The organism is Proteus sp. G2675, assembly GCF_963886535.1.
GTDB classification, from domain to species: Bacteria; Pseudomonadota; Gammaproteobacteria; order Enterobacterales; family Enterobacteriaceae; genus Proteus; species Proteus mirabilis.
Map to the genome: position 1 here is coordinate 26,265 of NZ_CAWPCB010000050.1, position 14,372 is coordinate 40,636.

The 14,372-nt window shown below is 40.0% G+C and carries 15 protein-coding genes; 4 read left to right on the forward strand and 11 right to left on the reverse strand.

The genetic code is table 11. The features are described 5' to 3' along the window. Positions 1-9: 9 nt before the first annotated feature. Genes AACQ49_RS16025 through AACQ49_RS16035 form a run of 3 tightly spaced genes read right to left on the reverse strand, consistent with a single transcriptional unit; the run spans position 10 to position 2,127 of the window. Positions 10-573, reverse strand: a complete 564-nt coding sequence (locus AACQ49_RS16025) for a YggT family protein (RefSeq protein WP_161779167.1) — start codon at positions 571-573, stop codon at positions 10-12. 18 nt (positions 574-591) lie between these two features. Next, on the reverse strand, positions 592-1,410 hold the full coding sequence (proC, locus tag AACQ49_RS16030; RefSeq protein WP_004247380.1) for a pyrroline-5-carboxylate reductase: 819 nt from the start codon (positions 1,408-1,410) through the stop codon (positions 592-594). An 18-nt stretch (positions 1,411-1,428) separates the two neighbouring features. Then, positions 1,429-2,127 carry a YggS family pyridoxal phosphate-dependent enzyme gene (locus AACQ49_RS16035; protein WP_049199026.1) on the reverse strand — a complete coding sequence of 233 codons (699 nt, stop codon included), beginning with the start codon at positions 2,125-2,127 and terminating at the stop codon, positions 1,429-1,431. Positions 2,128-2,148: 21 nt separating this feature from the next. Between AACQ49_RS16035 and AACQ49_RS16040 the strand changes: the two genes are divergently transcribed. Beyond that, complete coding sequence (locus tag AACQ49_RS16040; RefSeq protein ID WP_135091632.1) at positions 2,149-3,168, forward strand: type IV pilus twitching motility protein PilT; 1,020 nt, start codon at positions 2,149-2,151, stop codon at positions 3,166-3,168. On the opposite strand, the gene ruvX is transcribed toward AACQ49_RS16040, so the two are convergent. The 4 genes from ruvX to rsmE all read right to left on the reverse strand — a co-directional run bounded on the left by ruvX (position 3,165) and on the right by rsmE (position 5,958). After that, the gene (gene ruvX, locus AACQ49_RS16045; protein ID WP_004247382.1) at positions 3,165-3,584 is read right to left on the reverse strand and encodes a Holliday junction resolvase RuvX; all 420 of its coding nucleotides are present in this window, start codon (positions 3,582-3,584) and stop codon (positions 3,165-3,167) included. The two genes, AACQ49_RS16040 and ruvX, sit on opposite strands and share 4 nt — an antisense overlap. Beyond that, positions 3,584-4,147 (reverse strand): YqgE/AlgH family protein, encoded by a 564-nt coding sequence (locus AACQ49_RS16050; protein WP_049210105.1) that lies wholly within the window; start codon positions 4,145-4,147, stop codon positions 3,584-3,586. The genes ruvX and AACQ49_RS16050 overlap by 1 nt, the downstream gene beginning before the upstream one ends. A gap of 112 nt (positions 4,148-4,259) precedes the next feature. Then, positions 4,260-5,216 (reverse strand): glutathione synthase, encoded by a 957-nt coding sequence (gene gshB, locus AACQ49_RS16055; RefSeq protein ID WP_004244820.1) that lies wholly within the window; start codon positions 5,214-5,216, stop codon positions 4,260-4,262. Positions 5,217-5,226: 10 nt separating this feature from the next. Further along, a complete protein-coding gene (gene rsmE / locus AACQ49_RS16060) occupies positions 5,227-5,958 on the reverse strand; it encodes a 16S rRNA (uracil(1498)-N(3))-methyltransferase (protein ID WP_004244819.1) in 732 nt (243 codons plus the stop codon). Positions 5,959-6,205: 247 nt separating this feature from the next. Here rsmE and AACQ49_RS16065 point away from each other — a divergent pair, with 247 nt between their 5' ends. Continuing rightward, positions 6,206-6,838 carry a prepilin peptidase gene (locus AACQ49_RS16065; protein ID WP_060555293.1) on the forward strand — a complete coding sequence of 211 codons (633 nt, stop codon included), beginning with the start codon at positions 6,206-6,208 and terminating at the stop codon, positions 6,836-6,838. A 101-nt stretch (positions 6,839-6,939) separates the two neighbouring features. Here the strand turns inward: AACQ49_RS16065 and AACQ49_RS16070 are convergent, their stop codons facing one another. Both AACQ49_RS16070 and AACQ49_RS16075 read right to left on the reverse strand, forming a co-directional pair. Further along, complete coding sequence (locus AACQ49_RS16070) at positions 6,940-7,605, reverse strand: DsbA family protein (RefSeq protein ID WP_094959638.1); 666 nt, start codon at positions 7,603-7,605, stop codon at positions 6,940-6,942. After that, positions 7,593-8,465: an MBL fold metallo-hydrolase gene (locus tag AACQ49_RS16075; protein ID WP_004247385.1), complete on the reverse strand. Its 873-nt coding sequence runs from the start codon at positions 8,463-8,465 to the stop codon at positions 7,593-7,595. The genes AACQ49_RS16070 and AACQ49_RS16075 overlap by 13 nt, the downstream gene beginning before the upstream one ends. 104 nt (positions 8,466-8,569) lie before the next feature. Here AACQ49_RS16075 and AACQ49_RS16080 point away from each other — a divergent pair, with 104 nt between their 5' ends. Next, positions 8,570-9,490, forward strand: a complete 921-nt coding sequence (locus tag AACQ49_RS16080) for a LysR family transcriptional regulator (RefSeq protein ID WP_004244813.1) — start codon at positions 8,570-8,572, stop codon at positions 9,488-9,490. On the opposite strand, the gene AACQ49_RS16085 is transcribed toward AACQ49_RS16080, so the two are convergent. After that, on the reverse strand, positions 9,467-10,393 hold the full coding sequence (locus AACQ49_RS16085) for a LysR family transcriptional regulator (RefSeq protein ID WP_161779168.1): 927 nt from the start codon (positions 10,391-10,393) through the stop codon (positions 9,467-9,469). The genes AACQ49_RS16080 and AACQ49_RS16085 overlap by 24 nt on opposite strands. A 109-nt stretch (positions 10,394-10,502) precedes the next feature. On the opposite strand from AACQ49_RS16085, the gene lysA reads away from it, so the two are divergent. Further along, positions 10,503-11,747 carry a diaminopimelate decarboxylase gene (gene lysA / locus AACQ49_RS16090; RefSeq protein WP_161779169.1) on the forward strand — a complete coding sequence of 415 codons (1,245 nt, stop codon included), beginning with the start codon at positions 10,503-10,505 and terminating at the stop codon, positions 11,745-11,747. A 133-nt stretch (positions 11,748-11,880) separates the two neighbouring features. Here lysA and fadE read toward each other — a convergent pair whose 3' ends face one another. Next, positions 11,881-14,328, reverse strand: a complete 2,448-nt coding sequence (gene fadE / locus AACQ49_RS16095) for an acyl-CoA dehydrogenase FadE (RefSeq protein ID WP_004247387.1) — start codon at positions 14,326-14,328, stop codon at positions 11,881-11,883. Between the last annotated feature and the right edge of the window lie 44 nt (positions 14,329-14,372).

Genomic DNA, 14,372 nt, shown 5'->3' on the forward strand with positions numbered 1-14,372 from the left:
TTATCTTCCTTAGTAAAGTGTCATGTTGATTAGCCACTGTAAAACATCTACACGTAAATAATTAAGGGCATAAAGGATCAGGATAACAATCATGGCTGAGAAATCTAATCCTCCCATTGCCGGAATAACACGGCGAATAGGGGCCATTAAAGGCTCAGTTAATTGGAAGAGCAGATGATCGATAGGATTACGTCCTTGACTGACCCAACTGAGAATTGCACGGATGATAATCATCCAAAAAATAATCTTACCTGCTGCGGTGAGTAATTCAATAAATGCGAAGGGTAGGACTAAAGAAAACGGAATAGCACCACCTGCTCCGGATAAGTAAGAAGGGAGGATAATTTCTAATAACACTAAAACATATGCCAAGATGACCGAAGCACTATCAATAGAGCCAATAGAGGGGATAATTCTTCTTAATGGACGCACAACAGGTTGGGTAATTTTAACCACAAATTGTGAAAACGGATTATAAAAATCAGCTCTTACACATTGCATCCATACACGAAGTAGTAGCACGGAAATATAGAGTTGAATAAGAGTCAGAATGACGAAATTTAAAAAGTTCATTAGTTGGCCCTGATGAAATTAAAACTGTTTTTCCATTTCTTGCGCTCGTTTAATCGCCGCTTGCATCGCTAAAGCAACATTCTCAGGTAATTTACCTGCATAGAATTGTGCCAATGCTGCAGCTGTTGTGCCACCTTTTGACGTTACTTGTTCACGTAATGTTGAAAAAGGTAAGCTATTTTGTTTTTCAGCTAATGCAGTAGAGCCACTGGCTGCTTGTTGTACAATAGCTCTTGCTACGTCGGCTGAAAAACCTAAGCGCTCGGCTTCTTGTTGCATAGATTCCATAAACAAGAAGAAATAAGCAGGCGCACTACCCGCAACGGCGATAATATCATTGATAGCTGATTCTTGCTCTACCCAAACCGTCGTACCGACACTTTTCATTAACGCATCAGCAAATTGTTTATCTTCAGGGGTAATAGTGTTTTGAGCAAACATACCGCTTAACCCTTTGCCAACCAGTGCTGGGGTATTTGGCATGATGCGGATCAGTCGTAGCGAAGTGGCTAAATAATCATTATAACGAGAAGCTGGAATACCCGCGGCAATGGTTAGTACTAATTTTTGACTAAAATCGATATGTTGTAATGGCTTACAAACTTCAGCCATCATTTGCGGTTTGACGGCTAATACGATGACATCGGCATTTTCAACAGCACTGATGTTGTCGCAAGTACTCTGTATGGCAAACTCTTTTTCTAAAGGCTCACGTCGAACCTCAGAAGGTGAACTTACCGTAATGTTTTTTGCGGGATAACCACCATTAATCAGTCCTGCAATAATAGCGTGTGCCATATTTCCAGCACCAATAAAAGCGATATTGCGATGTTCCATACTAATTTAACCTCTTTTTTATTTATTGGCGTAATCACGAGCGCCAAAAATGGCCGTTCCAATGCGTACCAGTGTTGAGCCACAGGCAATTGCTGCTTCCATATCACCAGTCATTCCCATCGACAATGTATCAATATCGGGGTACTGATTTTGTAACTGTTTAAATGCCTGATGCATTTTTTCTAGTACCTCGACTTGCTTGTTATAGTCATTTTCTGGGGCAGGAATAGCCATTAGTCCGCGCAGTTTGATCCCTGGCAGAATGGATATTTGTGCAGCAAGGCCATCAAGCTCGGTAAGAGAGATCCCTGATTTACTGTTTTCATCACTAATATTTATTTGGATCAAAACATTGAGTGGCGGTAACTTAGTTGGACGTTGATCACTTAATCTTTGCGCTATTTTTAATCTATCTATGGTATGGCACCAGGCAAAATGTTCAGCAACAAGACGTGTTTTATTGGACTGCAATGGGCCAATAAAGTGCCAAACTAAATTTTTGTTTTCAGCAAAATAGCTGATTTTATCTACACCTTCCTGCACATAGTTTTCACCAAATTCAGTTTGTCCACATGCAATTGCTTTTTCGATATCGCTCACAGGCTTAGTTTTACTAACTGCAAGTAGAGTTATTTCGTCTGGAGAACGTCCGCATTTTTGCGCTGCGGTGTCAATGTGAGACCTGACATTGACGAGATTCTGTTTAATAGTATTCATGGCAACTCAGGAGATAATAAGATGAATATGGAAAAATTAATTATATATAGTGTAAAGCATAATGCTTCCGATCTGCACCTTTGTTGTGGCGATGTGCCACGATTACGGATCAATGGCGTACTTTATCAACAAAATCAATGTAAACCTATTACTTCTGATACGCTATTCAAATGGATAACACCTTATCTGACCACAGCGCAATTGCAATTTTTTGGTAAGGAGGGGCAAGTTGATACGGCGATAACTCTTGCTGAGGGGCAGCGCTTACGAGTGAATTTATTTCGCCAACAATTAGGGATATCCGCAGTACTAAGAGTGATAAATTCACAGCTCCCGACATTAACATCACTACGCGTACCAAAATCAATCACTGCATTATTAGATAATGTTTCTAATGGACTTATTTTAGTGACGGGAGCAACAGGGAGTGGTAAATCATCCACATTAGCAGCGATGATTGATTATCTCAATCAGCATAAGCGTCAGCATATTCTTACTTTGGAAGCGCCAATAGAGTTTATTTACACCAATAAGCAAAGCATTATCCAACAACGTGAAATAGGGCGCGATGTACAAAATATAGCGAGTGCAATAAAAGCCGCATTACGTCAAGATCCCGATGTAATTATGCTAGGGGAATTAAGAGATCTAGAAAGTATTAAAATGGCATTAATTGCGGCTGAAACGGGGCATTTAGTACTAGCAACATTACATACGCAAGGCGTTGTTCAAACGTTAGAGCGTGTCACTAATGTATTTTCATCCAATGAACGACAATGGATCTCGGCACAATTAGCTGGAAGCTTAAAAGCAATTATTTCTCAGCAATTGGTTCCAGCAACACAAGGCGGGCGTGTTGCCCTGTTTGAAGTGATGTATATGACGCAGGGGATTGCACATCTGATCAGAGAAGGGAAATATCATCAAGTGACGACATTAATGCAAACTGGGTTTGAATATGGCATGCAAACCTTCACTTTAAGTCGCCAACAACGTCAATATGAAGGTTTGCTCAATGAGCACATCAATGAAGAAAATTAATACTGCCGTTCAAACCAGCTTTCTAAAATAATAACGGCAGAAGTTGCATCAACACTGCCTTTATCTAAAGAGCGATACCCCCCTTGTTCAAAAAGGTGAGCACGGGCTTCTACTGTGCTAAGGCGCTCATCATGTAAGGCGATTTGTACGCCAAAGCGTCCATGTAAGCGATTAGCAAATTTTTTGGCTTGGGTAGTCACTAGCTGTTCTGTACCGTCCATATTAAGAGGCAAACCCACCACCACTAAATCCGGCTGCCATTCTTTAATGATTTTTTCGATTTGACTCCAATCTGGAATACCATCTTTAGCTTTAAAGGAGGCTAATGGCCTTGCTGTCCCTGTAACTTCTTGACCTATTGCGGCTCCAATACTTTTGGTGCCAAAATCAAACCCCATTACCGTTCTATTTGACATTATGCATGACCAGCCGTTGGTGAAATTGTGTGGATATCGATACCAATTAGTTCGGCGGCTTTATGCCAACGCTCTGCAATTGGGGTATCAAAAATGATTTGTGGGATTGCTTCAACGGTAAGCCAACTATTTTCTAAAATTTCTCTCTCAAGCTGGCCTTTTTCCCAACTGGAATATCCTAATGAGACTAAGGTTTTTTCAGGCTGTCTTGCTGTGCCTAATGTTTCTAGCACATCTTTTGATGTGGTGATCATGGTGCTATCGCTGATTTTAATACTTGAGCTAAAACCAGAAACAGGGGTGTGTAAGATAAAACCATGCTCTTCCGCTACAGGGCCACCAGACATAACCGGTTTTTGTAAGCTAATCGCACTATCTCTATCTGCTGAGAATATCTCCAACTGCTCTAAGACACTTTCAATAGAGATATCTTCAATCGGCTTATTAATAACTAAACCCATTGCACCGTTTTCATTATGTTCGCAAACATAGACGACCGAGCGTTGAAAGAGCGGATCGCTTAATGATGGCATAGCAATAAGAAAATGGTTGAGTAAATTCATAATAGTAATACTGTTCTCTGATTGTTTTTATTAAAAAACCTAGCCCTATTGATAATGTTTAATATAAGGGCTAGGTAAAGACTTTTAAACCTTAAAACACATCGTTTAAAAATTAGTTTTTCTTGTTAAGGCGAGCTTCAATAGCATCCATTAACATACCTGTAATAGAAACCTCAGGATAAGCTGCTTCAATCTCACGTGCACAAGTTGGGCTTGTAACATTAATTTCCGTTAAACGATCACCAATAACATCTAATCCAACAAAAATAAGGCCTTTTTGTTTTAAGATAGGTGCTACTTGGCGTGCAATTGCCCAATCGCTTTCTGTTAATGGGCGCGCTTCTCCACGGCCACCTGCAGCTAAGTTACCACGGGTTTCCCCTTTGGCAGGGATACGGGCTAAGCAATAAGGAACCGGCTCTCCATCAACTACCAGAATACGTTTATCACCATCAACAATTTCTGGTAAGAAATTCTGAGCCATACAGAAACGGTGACCGTGCTCTGTTAAGGTTTCGATAATAACACCGACGTTTGGATCATCTTTTTTCAGGCGGAAAATAGAAGCGCCACCCATACCGTCAAGTGGTTTAAAAATCACATCACCATGTTTTTCATGGAAAGCACGAAGGTGTTTGGCTTCTCGAGTGACTAATGTATTTGGCGTTAATGAAGGGAACCATGCTGTAAAGAGTTTTTCATTACAATCACGTAAGCTTTGTGGTTTATTAACAATTAAAGTCCCCATATCTTCAGCACGTTCAAGAATATAGGTAGCATAGATAAATTCGGTATCGAATGGGGGATCTTTACGCATTAAAATGGTATCAAGGGAGCCTAACGCAATATCTTGCTCTTGACCAAATTCAAACCACTTTTCAGGGTTTTCTTCTACACTTAACAGACGTGTGTGAGCACGGGCTTCACCTTGATTAAGATAAAGATCGTTCATTTCCATATAATGGATTTCCCAACCACGGCGCTGTGCTTCGAGTAACATGGCAAAGCTGGTATCTTTTTTAATTTTGATGGATGAAATAGGATCCATCACAATACCTAATTTAATCATTATTTCTCCTTTATCCCAGATCGCCGAACCGAACCTGCAAAGCGGTGATTGCGGTGAGTGCTGTTGTTTCAGTTCTTAATACACGAGGACCTAATAAAATATCAGTAAAATGGTATTTTGCTGTCATGGCAATTTCTTCAGGGGATAATCCCCCCTCAGGGCCAATTAATAGTCGTACTTTTTTAACTGGAAGTGGCAAGGTATTAATACTTTGGCTTGCTCTAGGGTGTAAATTAAGTTTTAAGCTATCATCCGTTTGGGCACACCACGCCTCTAATGACATCACCGGCATAAGCTGTGGAATTTTATTTCTGCCACATTGTTCACAGGCTGAGATAATAATTTTTTGCCATTGCTGATGCTTTTTTTCTAAACGACTAGGATCTAGTTTAACACCACAACGTTCAGAGATCAGCGGAGTAATAGTGTTAACACCTAATTCAACGGACTTTTGGATAGTAAACTCCATTTTTTCACCACGTGAAAGTACTTGGCCTAAATGGAGATCAAGTGGGGATTCTCTATCATCCATTTGTCCTTCATTAATCTGCACAATCACTGATTTTTTGCTGCTTTCGATAATATCAGCATCAAATACTTGATTGGAGCCATCAAAAAGTGCCAGTTTTTGGCCTTTTGACATTCTTAATACTCGTCCAACGTGATTTGCAGCTTCTTCTGCTAATGAAGTTTGTGTACCTGCACTGAGTGGCTCTGGATGATAAATGCGAGGAATACGCATAACGTGAAACCCTTACGTAAAATGTTAACCATGATAAACAAGATATTGTGATATGCATCATACGCATGCCATTAGCTCATGCAAGTTATCAGGTGGCTTTTTCTATCATTATAGCTGGATTTTATTTGCGAGATTTGTCGTAAAACTTCATGTTTGCAATATGATAAAACAACCATTGCTTGGAAGTAATAGCATTCTATTTTAGAGTCCTAGATTAGGAACTCGCAAATATCAAGGATAGATATTTATGTTATTACCGCAAAACATCATGATTACAATGGCCTTTTTTACCTTTTTAAAAGGGTATAGCGATTATTTCTCTACCTCTGTTTTAGCACGCCTCTCACCTATTCGTTATCAGCAATTGTGGCAAGTCTATTTAATTATCTGTTTTTATTGGTCTTTTACTATTTCTAATTATTCATTATTAATATTATTTCTATTGTTTAGTTTTTACCTCTTAACTCTCTCGTTTTTCGATGCAGATTATCTTCAGCTACCTGATAACTTAACTTTTTGGTTACTTTTCTTTGGAATTACGCTTAATTTAACGCCTTATGGCGTGATTTCTTCAACTTGCTCTTTTTATGGCTGTTTAGTCGCAAGCTTGTTTTTTTATAGTATTTATTGGCTCGGTTATTGGATATATCAAGAGGCTATTTTGGGGTTCGGGGATGTAAAGCTTTTTAGTGCCATAGGCGCTTGGTGTGGAACAGAACTATTACCTTATATCCTCTTTTTCGCTGCACTATTAGGGATTGTTATTTATATGCTTATTTGGGCTTTTACTAATGTGAAGATAAAGCAGATTGCCTTTGGCTCTTGCCTTGCATTTTCAGCGATAGTTGTTTTAAGAGTAAAGACAATAATAATGTATTGAATAGGCTAATATTTCTTGCTGAATATTAAATAAGAGTGAGGTGTAGAATTTGTCTACACCTTCAAGTCTCTATCATTATTTACTCTATTTTCAGTAAGGTATTACAGCGTTTGTTTTAGAAAAGAAGTCCAACTTTTTGTATCGCCAAAATAATTCTCTACTGGGATCAACTGGTAGGTTTGGTTATCTTCAATACATAGCGTTGGGAAACCACGACCATTTACTTGATGCATTAATTGTTGAGTTTGCTGTATATGTTGAGTTATTTCATACTCATTTACTTGCGTAAATAGCGTCGAAAAAAGGGTGATATCAAACCCGAGTTTTTGTACGATAAAAAATAGCACATCTTTATCACTAATATTTAATCCATCAAGATAATAGGCATCTTGTAACGCTTTTAATAACATAACATCTCTATCGCCCATTTTTCTTGCTACCAATATCGCTGCAATTGGCATCAGTGAGTTTAATGTCATCTCTGTATTGGCGAGGTTATTGCGGTATTGCTGACTAAAAACTTGCCCCGATAACTGGCTAATACGTTCATCGATAGGGGTAACATGCTCTTTCCATGCATCGCCCCCTGTCACTTTTCTTGTCGGGGTAAATAATCCCCCACCATGTAGTGTTAGTACATGTGGGTATTCGTGACTCACTACTTCAATAAGTGGGGCAATGCCGTAGCACCACCCACAAAGTGGATCGTAAATATAGTGCAGCTTTTTGGTGCTATTTTCTTGGTTCACATGGCTTACTGAGGCCATTTCATCTCTCCTTTAAGGACTTTTGCGCTAAGCTCTAAACTCGATTTATCTGCTAAGTCAGGATAACTTTTTTCCATCGCAGCAATAAATTGTTCTGAGTTTTGAGTTTCAGCGAGTTTAGTTTCTGCCTCTTTAAGGTAATTCATTGTGAAATCAACAGAACGCATATCATAATTGCTTTTTGGAACATAATGTCCCGGAATAACCGTTTTAGGTGATAACGTTTTAATCTGTTGTAACGCTTCTAGCCAATATTGGCGTTGTGCTTTAGATTGAGTATCTGCTAGCCACACATGAATATTTTCAGACAGTATTACCCCACCCATAATAGCATTCAGTTTTGGCACATAAACATAGGTTCTTTCTGGAGATTGGCTATCTAATCCTTTGATATAGAGTTTTTCACCTTCAAGAGAAAAACTATCACCAGTAACGACTTCAGGAATGATAACTTTTTTAGGGGCATTGTCTTTGAGGACAGGCCCCCAGTAGGCAAGTTTTCCTGCTTGGGTTTCATTAATGATTTTGACGGTGGGAGCTGAGGCAATCACTTTAGCATTTGGAAATGCTTCAGTAATGACATCTAACCCAAAATAAAAATCGGGATCAGAATGGCTGATATAGATATAAGTTAAATTTTTCCCTGATGCTTTAATTTTATCGACTAAGGCTTGAGCATCATTTTTTTGGAATTGAGCATCGATTAAGACAGCATCTTTATCACCATAAATGATTTCAGATGAAACAGGGAATACACTGGCATCACCGGGATTGTAGATATCTAATGTTAACTCTGTTGCCATAACAGAAGTGGCGAAAAACGCAGTAGTTGCAAGTGTTAAAGGAAGTAATTTTTTCATCTTTATTTTCTCCATCATGTTGATGCGTTCTATAATAGGTTGCATGAAATGGGAGAAAAACCCTGTTTTGGTGAATACATTGTTGCATAAATCGAGCAAATAATATGGACAAAATTAAAGCATCAGAGGTTTTTGTGACCATCGTTAAGCAAGGTAGCATGATTAAAGCTGCTGATTATCTAGGTATGTCTAGAGCAATGGTGACGCGCTATCTTAATGAAATGGAGGAGTGGGCTGGGGTGCGTTTGTTGCATAGAACAACCCGTAAGCAGAGTCTGACTTCCGTGGGAGAATTAGTTTATCAACAAAGTTTACAACTGCTAGAGATGGCCGAGCGTATTCCCGCGAATATTCCCAAAGAGAGTCACCAAATCAGTGGGCTGGTGCGTATTACAACGGCACAATCACTCGCTAATTGTGCATTATCTGTGGCTATAACTGAATTTATACAACTTTATCCTCTTATTGCAGTCGATTTGCAGATATCTAATCAGACAGTCAATCTTATTGAAGAGCGTATTGATATTGCATTGCGTATTACCAACCATTTAGAGCCTAATCTGATAGCCCGCCCTTTAGCAAAATGTCTTTCTGTGGTTTGTGCTCATAAAGATTATTTAGCTAAACATGGTATCCCTAACACGCCGGATGATTTGACTTATCATCAATGTCTCACATATCGCTTTTTTGGCAGTAGCTTGTGGGAGTTTAGTTTAGGTGATGAGCGTTATTCTGTTCCTGTAGGTGGTAATTTAAGTGCCAATGAGTCGGTTGTGTTATTGCAAGCCACTTTGCAAGGTGCCGGAGTCTCCTTACAACCTTACTGCTCGGCAAAACCCTATCTTGAACGGGGTGAGTTAGAAATTTTGTTAGCGGATTATCAGCCACAGCCTATGGGAATTTATGCCGTGTTAGCGAGCCGACAAAATATGCCCGCAGCCGTGCGTGTTTTACTGGATTTTCTGGTTGACTGGTTTGCCTCTTCGCCTCATTGGTTGTCATTATCGGGTGAACGCGTGAGTTAATTGTTTTGGATAATTGGCTAAAGTGGTTTTCATCACATCAATAAAATAGCGCACAAGTTGTGATGAGGGGCGATGAGATGGTGTGATCAAACTCACCGTAAATGGAATGGTAAAACTCAGTGGCCGTATACAGAGATCACTATATTGATAATCAAGGGCAGTAATAGGGTTAACGATAGAAACACCAATGCCTTTACTCACCATGGCACAAATTGAGGCCGCACTTTGTGTTTCCATGATCAATTGTCGAGTGATCCCCTGTTTAATAAACATAGCATCAATAAGTTGTCGATAACTATCATTAGCAGATAAGCTGATAAAACGAGTTTGATGAAAGTCTTGTGGCTGTAGTAATGCTTTTTTACTTAATACATGAGACTTTGGCAAAATAGCGACTTCATTTAACGTTAGCAGTGTTTCTTGTTGGGTTCCGGCAGGTGTTTGTGTGTGCTCTGTTAGCCCTAAGTCATAATGTTGTGCAGATAACCACTCCTCTAATAAAGGAGACTCCTGTGGCACTATCGTTAAATTAACCTCGGGATATTGGCTGAGAAATTGTTGGCAAATTGAGGGTAATAGTGATTGAGCAAATGCCGGTAAACAGGTGATATTTAATTCCGCTTGATGAAAATGGCGAATACTATTGGCTGCGGTAATAATGCGCTCAAGTCCATAATAAGAGCGCTGTACCTCTTCAAAAAATCTTAATCCCTCCGTGGTAGGTTGTAGGCGACCTTTAATTCTATCAAATAGCTTAAATGACAATAGCTGTTCAAGACGTGATAGTTCGCGACTGACTGTGGGTTGAGACGTTTTCAGTAAATCTGCCGCTTCGGTTAGGTTTTGTGTGGTCATCACTGCATGAAAAATTTCAATATGTCGCCAACTAAATGGAGTTTTCATAAATTTTATCCTATATCACAGATGAATAGACTATAGCTAATTTGATATTTTTATTCCCGCTTTAATTGCTTAATAATATTTTTATTCACCCTACATTGCTGAGTAAAAAATGATGACAATATCCAACAATGCGATCCTATCTCAATTAGCACAAACTTATGGCACGCCATTATGGATCTATCAAGGTGAGACTATTTCTGAACATATTGAGCAATTAAAAGCCTTTGATGTGGTTCGTTTTGCACAAAAAGCCTGCTCTAACATTCATATTTTACGGTTAATGAAACAGCAGGGCGTTAAAGTTGATTCTGTCTCACTAGGTGAAATTGAGCGGGCGTTGGTTGCCGGTTTCCAAGGTGGTCGCGAGCGTAGTGAAATTATCTTTACCGCCGATTTACTCGATGAAAAAACGATTGAACGTGTGGTTGAATTAGATATTCCGGTTAATGCAGGTTCTATTGATATGCTTCGCCAACTTGGAGAACGTCATCAAGGGCACGCGGTGTGGATAAGAATAAATCCTGGGTTTGGTCATGGACATAGCCAAAAGACCAATACGGGTGGGGAAAATAGCAAACATGGTATTTGGTATGAAGATGTGCCAGAAGCATTAGCGGTAATTAATCAATACAATTTGAGTTTGGTTGGTTTCCATATGCATATTGGCTCAGGGGTTGATTATCAACATTTAGCGAGTGTCTGTGATGCAATGGTTGAGCAAGTACTCACCTCTAATGTTGATATTAAAGCCATCTCGGCCGGTGGGGGATTGTCAACACCTTATCAGCAAGGAGATAAAAGAGTCGATTTAAACCACTATTTCTCTTTATGGGATAGTGCGCGTCAACGTATAGCGCAACACCTTGGGCATGATATTGAACTGGAAATTGAACCAGGACGCTTTTTAGTGGCTGAGTCTGGCGTGTTAGTGTCACAAGTAAGGGCGGTTAAGTCGATGGGAAATCGTCATTATGTGCTGGTGGATGCAGGGTTTAGTGATTTAATGCGCCCAGCTATGTATGGTAGTTACCATCAAATCACATTATTAGATAAATACGGCCAATTAAAATCTAGCGAGTTTCAACAAGAAACCATAGTTGCAGGGCCTCTTTGTGAATCTGGTGATGTGTTTACCCAGCAAGAAGGAGGAATGGTTGCTCCTCGTTTATTGCCTCCGGCAGAAGTTGGTGATTACTTAGTTATTCATGATACGGGGGCTTATGGTGCATCAATGTCATCTAACTATAATAGTCGTCCCCTTATTCCTGAAGTGTTAATTTCACAGGGCATACCTCAATTAATTAGACGTCGTCAAACCATTGAAGAGCTATTAGCGCTAGAAATTAACCTGTAACTTTTACTATTCCTCCCAGTGTGATCATCTCCCAATAAAAAACACCTCATTATTAAATTAAAATAATGAGGTGTTGTATCCGTGTTTCAGTCGTTAAATGGCAGACTATTTATTGACGAACATAACGGCATAATTAGGCTGCTTTATCTGTTTTTATTGTATCAGTTGACGACTTTTTTGCCGGCACCGCCAAGGCATCAAAGTCAAATTCATCCACATTAATACTACGTAAACGGCTTTGCTCCGCTTTGCGTAAGATATCTGCTTCTTCGGGAGTCACTCGTTTATCAGCTAAAGCCTTATCCGCTAATTTATCTAATTGAGTGAAGCTAAATTTCTTTTCATAGAGTCGACAGATACGTTCAAACAGTGGCTCTGCGGCTAAAATATCGAGCAGAGCTTCTTCCATTAAGCCATGAGGATTGTGCTCACTGGGTGTGAGGAATTGCCCTTTACCAATACGATCACGGGTTTCAGAAGGTTGTTGGATAATTTGAGCCACTTTACTATCTAACTTATCTGAAGGCAGTTTCTGCACTTTACCTAGAGGGAAAATAATGGCGCGCAGGGCTCCTGCAATAAAACGATTTGGGAAATTGCGTAATAGCTCATCAATGGCATTTTCTGCTTGGTATAAACACTCTTTAATACTCCAGTGTACCAGTGGTAAATCAGCGGTATTACGACCTTCATCCTCATAACGTTTTAGCACCGCAGAGGCGAGGAAAATATGACTTAAAATATCGCCAAGCCTTGCAGAAATACGTTCACGACGTTTTAAACTACCACCTAAAACCCCCATGGCAACATCAGAAAGTAACGCCATGTTGGCACTGAGCCGGTTAATTTGTTGGTAATAACGACGAGTTTCATCTTTTGTTGGCGCGGTACTTAAGCGACCATTAGTGATACCTAACCAAAGGCTACGTAATGTATTACTGGCAACATGGCCTAAGTGACCAAATAAGGCATGATCAAAGTCGTGTAAGTTGTTATCTCTAGCTGCTGCAATTTCATCTAAAACATAAGGGTGGCAACGAATAGCCCCTTGTCCATAAATGATCATGCTACGAGTGAGAATATTAGCGCCTTCCACTGTAATGGCGATGGGGGAGCCTTGATAAGAGCGAGCCACAAAGTTAGAAGGGCCAAGACAAATCCCTTTTCCACCAACAATATCCATTGCATCAATAATCCCGCGTTGCGCTCTATGGGTACAATGATATTTTACGATTGCAGAAAGTACGGCAGGCTTTTCTCCTAACATAATACCTGTGGTAATTAAGGTTGAAGCTGCGTCCAAGAGATAAGCATTACCAGCAAGGCGCGCTAATGGCTCTTCAATTCCTTCCATCTTCCCGATAGGAAGCTTAAATTGACGACGAATTCGAGAGTAAGCACCTGTTGCCATTGCTGCACTTTTTAAGCCTCCAGTGGAGTTAGATGGCAGTGTGATACCACGACCGACTGAAAGACATTCCACCAGCATTCTCCAACCTTGGCCTGCCATTTTTGGACCACCGATAATAAAATCGATAGGAACGAAAACATCTTTACCACGAGTGGGACCATTCATAAAAGGAACATTGAGTGGGAAATGGCGATGACCAATTTCTACCCCTTTTACGTCGGTTGGAATTAAAGCACAAGTAATACCGGGGTTTTCATCATCACTCAGTAGATGGTCTGGATCGCGAAGTTTAAAAGCGAGTCCTAATACTGTGGCTATAGGTGCTAAAGTAATATAGCGTTTATTCCATGTGAGACGAATACCAAGGACTTGCTCACCTTGCCACTCCCCCATACAAACCACACCACTATCGGGGATAGCGCCAGCATCAGAGCCTGCTTCAGGGCTGGTTAATGCAAAGCATGGAATTTCATCACCTTTGGCTAAACCAGGTAAGTAACGTTTTTTCTGCTCATCAGTACCATAATGTTGCAATAACTCACCTGGACCTAATGAATTAGGTACACCTACAGTGATGGCGAGAATACCAGAAACACCCGCGAGCTTTTGCAGTACACGAGATTGTGCATAGGCAGAAAACTCTAATCCGCCATACTCTTTTTTGATAATCATCGCAAAGAAACGATGGTCTTTTAAATATTGCCAAATCTCAGGAGGTAAATCAGCTAGTTCATGTGTGATTTGGAAATCATTGGTCATGCGACAAACTTCTTCAACTGGACCATCCAGAAAAGCTTGTTCTTCAGCGGTAAGTTGTGGCTTAGGATAATTGTGAAGTTGTTTCCAATCTGGTGCTCCACGGAATAATTCACCTTCCCACCATGTTGTTCCCGCATCAATGGCCTCTTGCTCTGTCTTAGACATAGATGGCATCACTTTTTGGAAAGCCTTTAGTGCAGGGGCTGAGATATATGCTTTGCGAATAGAAGGAAGAGTGAATGGTAATAATATCAATGCAACGGGCAGTAATAGCCAGTAGCTCCAGATATTGGCTAAACCCATCACGAAAGTATAAGCAATAAGTAAGATACTGCTTACTACAAGGCTGTATTTTCGGTAACTAAGTATACCGATGAGAACTAAGAAAAGCACAATACTGAGTAGGGTCATAATAAAACTCCTGTATTTGCAAGACATCAGAGGTCAGACCTGTT

What these genes read in the sequence shown, in the direction of transcription:
- AACQ49_RS16025 (WP_161779167.1), bottom strand. Translation starts at nt 573, where the DNA reads ATGAACTTTTTAAATTTCGTCATTCTGACTCTTATTCAACTCTATATT.
- fadE (WP_004247387.1), bottom strand. Translation starts at nt 14,328, where the DNA reads ATGACCCTACTCAGTATTGTGCTTTTCTTAGTTCTCATCGGTATACTT.
- lysA (WP_161779169.1), top strand. Translation starts at nt 10,503, where the DNA reads ATGATGACAATATCCAACAATGCGATCCTATCTCAATTAGCACAAACT.
- AACQ49_RS16065 (WP_060555293.1), top strand. Translation starts at nt 6,206, where the DNA reads ATGTTATTACCGCAAAACATCATGATTACAATGGCCTTTTTTACCTTT.
- AACQ49_RS16035 (WP_049199026.1), bottom strand. Translation starts at nt 2,127, where the DNA reads ATGAATACTATTAAACAGAATCTCGTCAATGTCAGGTCTCACATTGAC.
- AACQ49_RS16070 (WP_094959638.1), bottom strand. Translation starts at nt 7,605, where the DNA reads ATGGCCTCAGTAAGCCATGTGAACCAAGAAAATAGCACCAAAAAGCTG.
- AACQ49_RS16085 (WP_161779168.1), bottom strand. Translation starts at nt 10,393, where the DNA reads ATGAAAACTCCATTTAGTTGGCGACATATTGAAATTTTTCATGCAGTG.
- AACQ49_RS16050 (WP_049210105.1), bottom strand. Translation starts at nt 4,147, where the DNA reads ATGAATTTACTCAACCATTTTCTTATTGCTATGCCATCATTAAGCGAT.
- AACQ49_RS16075 (WP_004247385.1), bottom strand. Translation starts at nt 8,465, where the DNA reads ATGAAAAAATTACTTCCTTTAACACTTGCAACTACTGCGTTTTTCGCC.
- AACQ49_RS16040 (WP_135091632.1), top strand. Translation starts at nt 2,149, where the DNA reads ATGAATATGGAAAAATTAATTATATATAGTGTAAAGCATAATGCTTCC.
- proC (WP_004247380.1), bottom strand. Translation starts at nt 1,410, where the DNA reads ATGGAACATCGCAATATCGCTTTTATTGGTGCTGGAAATATGGCACAC.
- gshB (WP_004244820.1), bottom strand. Translation starts at nt 5,216, where the DNA reads ATGATTAAATTAGGTATTGTGATGGATCCTATTTCATCCATCAAAATT.
- ruvX (WP_004247382.1), bottom strand. Translation starts at nt 3,584, where the DNA reads ATGTCAAATAGAACGGTAATGGGGTTTGATTTTGGCACCAAAAGTATT.
- rsmE (WP_004244819.1), bottom strand. Translation starts at nt 5,958, where the DNA reads ATGCGTATTCCTCGCATTTATCATCCAGAGCCACTCAGTGCAGGTACA.
- AACQ49_RS16080 (WP_004244813.1), top strand. Translation starts at nt 8,570, where the DNA reads ATGGACAAAATTAAAGCATCAGAGGTTTTTGTGACCATCGTTAAGCAA.